Origin of the sequence: Aquabacterium sp. (genome assembly GCF_014378415.1) — a bacterium.
Lineage (GTDB): Bacteria > Pseudomonadota > Gammaproteobacteria > Burkholderiales > Burkholderiaceae_C > Aquabacterium.
In genome coordinates, this window is record NZ_JACMNS010000176.1 from 1 (window position 1) to 9,867 (window position 9,867).

8 protein-coding genes are annotated in these 9,867 nt (G+C 60.0%); 6 read left to right on the forward strand and 2 right to left on the reverse strand.

Going from position 1 to position 9,867, the window contains the following annotated elements; all coding sequences use genetic code 11:
* The first annotated feature begins 93 nt into the window (after positions 1 to 93).
* From H7225_RS15650 to H7225_RS15675, 6 genes are all read left to right on the forward strand, one after another.
* Positions 94 to 1,395: a hypothetical protein gene (locus H7225_RS15650; protein ID WP_290663482.1), complete on the forward strand. Its 1,302-nt coding sequence runs from the start codon at positions 94 to 96 to the stop codon at positions 1,393 to 1,395.
* Positions 1,392 to 2,549, forward strand: coding sequence for a glycosyltransferase (locus tag H7225_RS15655; RefSeq protein ID WP_290663484.1), 1,158 nt, complete (start codon positions 1,392 to 1,394; stop codon positions 2,547 to 2,549). The genes H7225_RS15650 and H7225_RS15655 overlap by 4 nt, the downstream gene beginning before the upstream one ends.
* Positions 2,546 to 3,580: a glycosyltransferase gene (locus H7225_RS15660; RefSeq protein ID WP_290663486.1), complete on the forward strand. Its 1,035-nt coding sequence runs from the start codon at positions 2,546 to 2,548 to the stop codon at positions 3,578 to 3,580. The genes H7225_RS15655 and H7225_RS15660 overlap by 4 nt, the downstream gene beginning before the upstream one ends.
* The gene (locus H7225_RS15665; RefSeq protein ID WP_290663488.1) at positions 3,577 to 5,175 is read left to right on the forward strand and encodes a hypothetical protein; all 1,599 of its coding nucleotides are present in this window, start codon (positions 3,577 to 3,579) and stop codon (positions 5,173 to 5,175) included. Before H7225_RS15660 ends, H7225_RS15665 begins: the two co-directional genes overlap by 4 nt.
* A 128-nt stretch (positions 5,176 to 5,303) precedes the next feature.
* Positions 5,304 to 5,867 (forward strand): putative colanic acid biosynthesis acetyltransferase, encoded by a 564-nt coding sequence (locus H7225_RS15670; protein WP_290663490.1) that lies wholly within the window; start codon positions 5,304 to 5,306, stop codon positions 5,865 to 5,867.
* Entirely contained in the window at positions 5,864 to 6,685 is an 822-nt protein-coding gene (locus tag H7225_RS15675; protein WP_290663492.1) for a glycosyltransferase family 2 protein, read from the forward strand. Before H7225_RS15670 ends, H7225_RS15675 begins: the two co-directional genes overlap by 4 nt.
* Positions 6,686 to 6,691: 6 nt before the next feature.
* On the opposite strand, the gene H7225_RS15680 is transcribed toward H7225_RS15675, so the two are convergent.
* Both H7225_RS15680 and H7225_RS15685 read right to left on the reverse strand, forming a co-directional pair.
* Positions 6,692 to 8,179, reverse strand: a complete 1,488-nt coding sequence (locus H7225_RS15680) for a DUF1501 domain-containing protein (RefSeq protein ID WP_290663494.1) — start codon at positions 8,177 to 8,179, stop codon at positions 6,692 to 6,694.
* Positions 8,180 to 8,223: 44 nt separating this feature from the next.
* On the reverse strand, positions 8,224 to 9,867 hold a 1,644-nt coding region (locus H7225_RS15685; protein WP_290663496.1), incomplete at its 5' end, for a DUF1800 domain-containing protein.

A 9,867-nucleotide genomic window follows, 5' to 3' on the forward strand; every position in this document is an offset into this window, starting at 1 on the left:
CCTACGAGTTGCAAGATCAATTCATCAGCGATCTGTTGAGTGCGCTGAGCCCAGAGGGGCGCCGACGCGTCATTGGAAGCGTTGGCACCTGACATGAGCCCTTTGATTCGGCGGGTCGTGGCCGCTTTGGGGGCCAATGCTGTTGGGCAGGCCATCAACATCGTCATCCAATTGGCATCCCTGCCTCTGTTTCTGCACCGATGGGATGTGGCCACCTACGGCACATGGCTGATGTTGTCCGCCATCCCAGCTTACCTGTCGATGGCCGATGTGGGCATGGTAGCCGCAGCTGGAAATCGCATGACCATGGCCATGGGGCGGGGTGACGCCAAGCAGGCCAACACCATCTTCCAGAGCGCCATGGTGTTCATGCTGCTCGTTTGCGGCAGCATCGCTGCATTGTCATTGCCATTGCTGCTTTGGGCCCCCATGCCAGGCCTTGTTCAATGGGATGAACGCCTGGCCTTGGCCGCCTTGGTTTTGACGGTGCTGCTGGCATTGTTTGGTGGATTGGCCGAGGCCATCTTCAAGTCGACCGAGCGTTACGCGCAGGGCACCATGCTGGCCAATGGACTTCGCCTGGCCGAGTGGGTGGGCTGCATGCTTGGCCTGTTCATCGGGGGCACCTTCGCAACAGTGGCGATCGCAGGCCTGATGGTTCGGGCCACGGGTGTCTTGTGGATGATCTGGAGATCCAGCAAAGGGCAGCACCCGTTCACCTGGGGGCTGCGAGAGGCGCACATCACCGAGGTCCGAGCCATGGCCACGCCCGCTATCTCTTTCATGGCTTTTCCTTTGGCCAATGCCATGAGCTTTCAGGGCGTCACCTTGGTGGTGGGCCACCTTTTTGGCCCTGCCGTGGTCGCCGTTTTCAACACCTATCGGACCCTGGCTCGCGTGGCGGTGCAGGTCACCGGCATTTTTGGTCATGCCTTGTGGGCAGAGCTGTCTCGCCTGTATGGCCGGGGCGGCGCTCAAGCCGTGGCGGGTCTCTACCGGCGGTCAGCCTGGACAGGTGCGGCGCTGTCCGTGGGACTGAGTCTGGTTCTTTACCTGGTGGCACCATGGCTATTGCAGGTGTGGACCCATGGCCGCATCGGCGTTCAGCCAACCCTGATGGCGATCTTGCTGGTGTACGCGGCCGCGGGCGGCGTGTGGCACGTCCCAAGGGTGTTGCTCATGGCGACCAATCAGCACGTGGGCCTGGCGCAATGGACCTTGCTGGCAGCGGCCCTGTCACTGGGTTTGTCATGGGTGCTGGGCAACCTGCTTGGCCTGGAAGGCGCAGGGGTGGCCATGCTGCTAACTGAGCTTGGCATTGCCGGTGTGTGCGTGTTTCTGGCTCATCGAATGACCTCGCTTCATCCCCTTAGCCAGCAGTCCGTCGCATCATGAAAATTGCGTTGTCCACCATCGGGACGTTTCACTCCTTTGACTTGGCGCGTGAGCTTCACGTCACTCAATCACTGGCCGCCATCTTCACCGGCTACCCTCAATTCAAGTTGAAGAGCAAGCAACTGCCAGCACATCTGATTCGGACCTTTCCTTGGGTACACACGCCTTACATGGCATTCAAACGAAAGGACATCTTGGGAATCAACGTGGTCCGAGCTTGGGAACAACTGGATCGCACCACGTTCGACCGGCATGTCGTTCGCAACCTGCCCGACTGTGATGTGTTCGTGGGCATGTCCGGCTCCGCGCTTTGCAGCGGCCGCGCAGCCCAACGTCGTGGCGCGCGCTATGTGTGCGACCGCGGCTCTTCACACATCCGCGTTCAGGACCAACTTCTGCGAGAAGAGGCCGATCGCTGGGGTTTGTCTTTCGAGGGCATTGACCTGCGTGCCATGGAGCGCGAAGAAGCTGAATACGCTCAATCCGATTGCATCACCGTGCCCTCGAGCTTCAGCCTCGAATCATTCGTTCAGCAGGGTGTGGCCAGGCAGAAAATGCGGCTGCTGCCCTACGGCGTCAACCTGAACCTGTTCCAACCCAACGGACATCCCGAAGACGGTCGGTTCGATGTGCTGTACGTGGGCGGCATGAACCTGAATAAAGGCATCCCATACCTGCTGCAGGCATATCAAGCGTTCCGCCATCCCCGCAAGTCACTCAGCCTGGCGGGAACGCCCTCTCCTGGCTTCATCGCCAGCATGAAGCGTCATGGTCTGTGGCACGACTCCATTCGCGTCCTGGGCCATGTGCCGCAGGTGGATTTGGCGTCACTGATGAGCCGCAGTCATGTCATGGTGCTGGCCAGCGTGCAGGAAGGACTGGCCCTGGTTCAGGCGCAAGCCCTGGCCAGCGGCTGCGTCGTCATCGGCACCGAGAACACAGGTGCGCGCGATCTCTTTGACGATGGACGGGAAGGCTTCATCGTTCCCATTCGCGATCCCGCCGCGATCACCGAGCGGCTACAACAGCTCGCCGATTCGCCCGAGTTGCGGGCCCAGATGAGCCGCAGCGCATTGATTCGGGTACAGAGCGCAGGCGGATGGCGCGACTATGGGATGAAGGCCCAGACCATCTATCGGGAGTTGATGCAGTGAGCCGTTTGCGCATCCTGTACTTGGGAACGATCAGCGGGACCTGCCTGGACCGAGCCAACGCCTATCGCCGCCTGGGGCATGAAGTCGTCCATTGGGACATGCGTCAATGGTTGCCGCAGACTGGCTGGGTTGACAGGGTCACCTGGCGCATCGGCGGCCATGTGTTTGCACCCTGGCTGGTGCGCCACATGAAGGCCAAACTCCGGCATCAGCACTTCGATCTGTGCCATGTTGACAACGGCGAGTGGGTGACGCCCGCCATCATTGCCTTGCTCAAGGCGCATTGCGGACGCGTGATCAACTACAACATTGATGACCCGACAGGACCCCGTGATCGAAGGCGCTTTTCGGCCTACCGCATGTCGGCACCGCACTATGACTTGCTGGCGGTGGTGCGCCAGGAAAACGTGGCTGAGTGCGCGGCGCTAGGCGCACATCGGGTGATTCGAGTTTGGCGATCCGCCGATGAATTGACGCATGCACCCCGCCCCATCACGCCAGACATTGCCGCGCGGTGGCAATCGAAAGTCCTGTTCCTGGGAACCTGGATGCCTGAAAGAGGCCCCTTCCTGCTGGCGTTGATCCAGCGCGGCGTACCAGTGTCCATCCGGGGGGCTAACTGGCACAAGGCGCCCGAGTGGCACAAGCTTCAACCCCACTGGAAGGGGGGCGCCATTGGAGGCCATGACTATGCCCATGCCATTCAATGTGCAAGCATCAACATCGGCATGCTGTCCAAAGGGAACCGAGACCTGCACACCACCCGTTCTCTTGAAATTCCAGCTTTGGGGGGGTTGTTCTGTGCTGAGCGCACCCAAGAACACCGTGATCTATATCAAGAAGGGACCGAGGCCATCTTCTGGCGAGATGCCCAGGAGTGTGCGGACCAATGCCTGGCCTTGCTCGCACAGCCAGACAAAGCCGCCGCCATTGCCACCGCCGGGCATCACCGGTTCCTGGCCAACCGTCACGGCAATGAAGACATCCTCAGAACGGTGTTGAACACGGCAGCATCGAGCGCGTCATCATGACCAGATTTCAACTTTTTGCACGTGCGATGCAGTTGAGTTGCTTGGTCTGCGGCCTGCTGCAACTGGTCATTGACTCATCCAATGACAACGTACTTTCAGTCCTGCTCATTGTGGGATCCACCCTGCTGGTCTATCAGTACCTGGATCGCAGTCGTGCGACAGTGGACTACCCCGTGTCGTCCCTGGCCATCATCGGTTTCAACGTGACCTCGTCACTGGCCTCACTGGTCGCGCAGACGACTTCCTGGGTCCCAGTAACTCAACTATTGCGGGGGCCTGTTCTCACGTTCTCTGTATTGGCTGCTGCATCCTTGATCGCGGTGGCCGTCCATTGGACATACCGCCATCTGGCAGCGACTGTCAGCCTGCGCGACGTGCTTGCGCTGCATGTTTTCAGACCGCTTGGGGTGCTGGATGCACCACCCATAGGCACCCTGTGGGCGATGGCCATTCTTGGGACCTTGTCCACCCTGCAGGGCGGTGCCGCATTTGGCGACGCCGGTGGAAAGTTGTTTCAAGCGCTGGGCTTTTTACAGTGGCTGCCATTTGCCATCCCCCTGTACTACAAGAAGTATGGGGATCGGTATTGCGACATCAAGAAACAGATCCCTTTGCTGATCGCCTTCACCATCACCTTGATGGGCATCGGCCTGTTGCGCAATGCCCGTCAGCTCATGTTGATCGGCCCCGTTCAAGCAGCTTTGATTTACTTCATCTGGGCCATGCAAGACCCCAGCCCCGTGCGCAAACGCACCTTGGCGAAAGCCGGCGCTGGGTTGGTGGCTGTGCTCATGAGCATCACCCTGTTCACGGATGTGGCCGTGGCCATGGCTTTGGCACGAGACAAGCGAGAAACCTCGACACCGTGGCAAACAGTCCAGGAAACCTATCACCTGCTGAGTGAACGTGACAAGCTGACGGCATACCGCATGAGCGGGACGCTGGCGGCCTCGCTGAACATCTATGACGAGGCCTATCTCAGCAACCCGATTCTGGCGCGATTCTCTGAAACCAAGTTTCATGACAACATGCTTTACTTTGCGTTCAATTTCAACGCGAAGCAGCGGGCTGAAGTACTCGACACCAATGTCGAAAAGCTTCTGATGACCTTGCCACAGCCCGTGCTGGACATGCTGGAGATCAAGCTCGACAAGCAGCGAAACGCTTACTCCATGGGCGACTTCTACCGGTACCAGAACGAGGGATCAGAGTCCCTGGGCGGATTTGCCACGGGATCGATGTGGGCCGATGTCATCGTCATTGGCCAAGATTTCGCCCCATTCTTGGTGGCTGTTTTGTTCCTTGTTTTGTTCCTGTGTTTCGACTCTCTCTCACTGCGAGGTGAGATTTTTGTGGTGTCGCCCATCGTGCTGGGTGGGACCTGGAGCATCTTGCTTTACGGACTGGGCAGCGAGTCGCTGGCTGCCAAGTTGGCCTTCTTGCTGCGGGACATGCCTCAGAAAGTTCTCATTTACGCACTGCTGGCGTTCATGCTGAGAATGATATTCAAGCGCATCCCCACGATCGACTCGGATCAGGCTGACCAGACCACGCCAAAACCAGCCCAGCTTTTCGGAGCAGACCACCCTCTGTGAGTCCCTGCCTCAGTGCCTTTGCGTGGGGATTTTCGTCTGGCAAACGCATGTGCGACAGGCAGGTCATGTTGGCACGGGGGGAGGCACGTGGTGTCATGTCACATTGCCCCAAGACAATCCTGATCACGATGATTATCCAAGGCACAGACTCTTACACAGCGCCCTCGTTCTCGCTCCGGCAGCGCCTGGCCAGGCAGCTGTGGGACATCACCTGGATGTTGCTGTTCCGCCCAACGCCTCGGCCCCTGCACGCATGGCGGCGTTCCCTGTTGCGCGTCTTTGGGGCCCGCATCGGCGAGCATGTGCACGTGCACCCCTCCGTCAAGGTCTGGGCACCCTGGCACCTCACGATCGACAGCTTCGTGGGCATTGGCGAAGGCGCGGTCCTCTACAGCATGGCCCACATCCACATCGAGTCCTACGCCGTGGTCTCGCAAGGCAGCTACCTGTGCGCCGGCACCCACGATTTCAACAGCCCCAACATGCAGCTCACCACGGCGCCCATCAAGCTCAAGCGGCATGTGTGGCTGTGTGCGCAAAGCTTTGTGTGCCCCGGCGTGGTCATTGCAGAAGGCTCGGTGGTGGCCGCACGCGGTGTGGTGTCCAAGTCACTGCAGGAAGGCTGGGGCATCTGGGCCGGCGTGCCCGCGCGCCGGGTGGGCGAGCGTGACCAGCAGGTGGCGCGGCCATGAGCGGCATCTCCATCCTGATCCTGACCAAGAACGAACAGCAGGACTTGCCCGGCTGCCTGGACACCATGACCTGGTCGGACGACGTCCATGTGTTCGACTCCATGAGCACCGACCGGACCCTCGAAGTGGCCGAAAGATACGGCGCCAGGGTCACCCAGCGTGTGTACGACAACGAGTCCACGCACAAAAACTGGGGCCTGGCCCACATCCCGTTCAGGCACGAGTGGGTATACCAAAGCGACGCAGACGAGCGGCTCACGCCCGAGCTGATCGCTGCCATGCAGCACGCGGTACGCCACGCTGGAGACTGCGTGGCCTTCAGGGTGCAAAGGCGAGACTATCTGTTCGGCACTTGGCTAAAGCACGTCACACCCTCACCTTTTAACATCCGTTTGTTCAAGCCCGCCAGCATCCGCTATGAGCGCCTGACGAACCCGGTGACGCAGGTGGATGGGCCGGTGGGCGAATTGAAGGAGCATTTCAACCACCTGCCCTTCAGCAAGGGCATCGGCTTCTGGTTTGAAAAGCACAATTGGTACAGCACCCTGGAGGCACGCCAGATCATGGCGAACCGGCAGGATCAGCCCGGCTTCAGCGTGGTCAGCGCCCTCACGGCCCGCGACCCGAATGTGCGCCGCTTCCATCAGAAGGAGCTTTACTACCGCCTGCCGTTTCGGCCGTTGGTGATGTTCCTGCTACTGTACGTCGGCAAACGCGGCTTCCTGGATGGCCGATCCGGCTTCATCTACGCCGTACTGCGCGCCATTTACGAACACATGATCGCGCTCAAGGTGCGCGAGTACAGCGACAAGCCCTGAGCCCACTCAGGCCTTCATCAGCGCCAACCTGCTGGCCCCAGAGAAATTGGCCAGGTTAGGAAAGATTTCGGGCAATTGACTTGGGCTCAGGCCGAACCATTGACCCAAGGCCGCTCCGTATTGGTCCACCGAGACCTTGGGCAACAAGATGCCATTGCTAATCTGGTCTGGGCTGGCGTCGAATTGGTTGTTGCGCTGGTTCTTCTTGCCCAGCACGGGAAAGTCGCCATGCACATCGCCGCCCTGCACAGCACCACCCATGACCAGGTGATGCGCGCCCCAGCCATGGTCGGAACCATCCCCGTTGCTGGTGAACGAACGCCCAAAATCTGAGGCGGTGAAGGTGGTGACCTGCTGAGCCACACCCATCGCCGACAAGGTGGTGTCGAAATACTGCATGGCATGGTTGAGTTTGGCCATGAGATCGGCATGACCCAGGTTCTGGTTGTTGTGCGTGTCGAAGCCACCCATGCTCACAAAAAACACTTGCCGTTTGACCCCCAGGCTGCCATGAGCCGCGATGGTTCTGGCCACCACTTGCAGCTGCTGGGCCAGAGAGTTATGGGCTCGCCCTCCGGCCAGGGTGGTGTATTGCAAAGCACTGGCAGGCCCATACGGCGCCAGCGCTTCGCTGGGCAAAGCGCCGGACAAAATGCGCTCAGCCTGGATGCTGCGCTGGTTCACGGCGGCCATGTCTGCGGCCATGACGTGTTGATTGCGCGAGCTGGTCACGATGCGCTCTAAGGCCGCCCCGACCACATCTGAGCCATAGACACGGCTGACCCCCGTTGAGTCGGGTTGAGTGCCCATGCGCACTGGTCCGGCCGGGCTGACCTGGTACTGGCGCACGGTTTCCCCGCTCAGCCACACGGACTCGCCGCTGGCGGAGATGGCGGTGAACAGGCTGCTGTTGTTGGCGCTGGCCACAGCATCGGCCAAACGGCCGCCCCAACCCACGGCCGTGCCTTCAGGGGCCATGGCCATCCAGGTGCTTTGCTGGTCGTTGTGCGAGAACAGCTTTTTGGGCTTGCGTTTTTGGCCTTGCAGATAGTCGGTCTTGCTCAAGGGCTCGACCAGCGACCCCACATTGGCCACCACAGCAAGGCGTCGACTGGTGTTGAACATGGCTTGAAGGCCGCCAAGCATGGGGTGCATCGCAAAACTGCGCCCAGATTGCATTGAAGCGGCAGAAATCGGCAACACGCCGCCCAACCATTCAGGTGATCCCAACTTGGCGTTGCGGTTGGGCGCGGCATTGCGCAGCAGCGCAATGGACTCCGGCTGCTGATTGCGCACCGCAGCGTAGTTCGACCACGATGGATCATCGGTCGCCAGCACCGTGTTGAAAGCGTCGTTTCCTCCGTACAAGAACACGCAGACCAGGGCGCGATAGTCGGTGGCGGCGGGTGCGGCCAGCGCACTGGCAGCGGCCAAATTCATCGCCAAAGGTGCAGCCGCGCCCATCATCGAAAACGCGCCAGCTTGTTTCAACATCAAACGGCGAGAAGCATTGAAACCGTGATCACGCATGTTGCCGCTTACCTCTGTACCTGGAACTCTGGAGATGCCACGGCCAGCAGCAAGGCTGACCACAGGCGGTATTTGCGGGTGCCCGCGATCTGATCGGCGGTGGGGGTCGGCTTGGCTTTGAAATCCACCGCCATGATGGCCTGCGTGATCTCCGTTTTCAGCCCCATCGGCATCGTGCCGTACATCAGACGTTGGTTGAGCTCTTCAACCAACGCCGCTGGATCATCCGCCATCGCCAACCAGGGACTGTTGGGGTTGACGTTGAAGTCCAGCTGCACGTCGCCCCGCTTGGCACTGTTGTCGAGACCGGCTCGGCCCGTTCCTGCCCAGATGAAACTGGTCATGAAGTTGACATACGCGGCTGCGCTGGTTTCGGTGGCAATTTGCAGCTCCGGCGTCACCAGGTTCGCTGCGGCAGACAATGAGCCGGGCTTGACATAACCAGGTCGAAAAAAATTGAACACCGAGGGCGACGCCAATGCCGACTGCCCCAGGGAATCCGTGGTTGAGGTGATCAGATACCGCCCACTGTCAGAGCGGGCATCAAAGGCGCGCAGGAGGGCCGAGAAGCGCAACAGGGGCTCGCGCACCTTGCCAAAAGTGCTGCTGCTCAGCGCCGCCTTGTCCCGCGCCTCGCTGTCCAGCAAAATGGCTGACACGGTGACGCGTAAATTGCCCCCTGAGGTCTTGAATGCTGCGGCCACCCGAGCCACATAAGCTGGACTGGGGTTACTGGTCACCAGCCGCTGTATCAATTGCTTGCCAATGAAGGGCCCCACATTGGGGTGGCTGGACAGTGTGTCGAGCGCCACCTTCAAGTCTGCCTCGGGTGTCGAGAGCATGCTGGCGGGCACCACGGCCCCCAGAAAACTTTTGTCGGCCGTGGAGTGGTACAGCGCAAAGCCGCGCATGTCCGCCAGGAACTGTTCGGGCATGCTGGGGTTTGAGAAAAAACAACTGGCTGTGAAGCCAGTCGAGCAATTCAGACCCCAGCCTGTGAAAACTTTGGCCAGGTCGGACACGTCGGCGGCCGTGTAAGTTTCCAGAGGCTGCTGCTTGGCATCGGTTTTGATGCTGCCGTCCGAGTTGAGCTGATACAAGCCGATTGAAAACAGCTGCATGATTTCTCGCGCAAAGTTTTCATCGGGCACCCGTCCGGTGCTCAAATCTTCTTTCTGATTTTGAAAGTACGACAGGTAGCAACCCATGACCGGATGCAATGCCACGGACTCCAACAGGTCGCGGTAGTTGCCAAAGGCCTGACGCCCCAGCATGTCCAGATAGCCTGCGGTTCCTCGGCTGTAGGCGTTGCTGCCACAGCTGTCTGCGGTAGACACCACAAATATTTCGGACAAGGCCAGTGCCACTCGCTGCCTCAATTGGTCAGTACCGGTCACCGCCTGACGCCAAAAGCTGCTGGTGACCTCCCCGCTGCTGGCCCGCTGGCCCGCATCCAACTTCATGATGGCCGCGTTGCTCGCATCCCAAGCCGCCACATGCGATGTGGTAGCCATCGGCGCAGCGAACTGCTCATCAAGCCAAGCCTGATAGCCCACCGCCATCAAGTGATCAACCTCGGCCTGTGTCGGCCCAAAAGTCGCTTGTGTCAAAAACCGGGTGGCCTGTTGCCGCGTGATGGGCGTGCTTGCCGC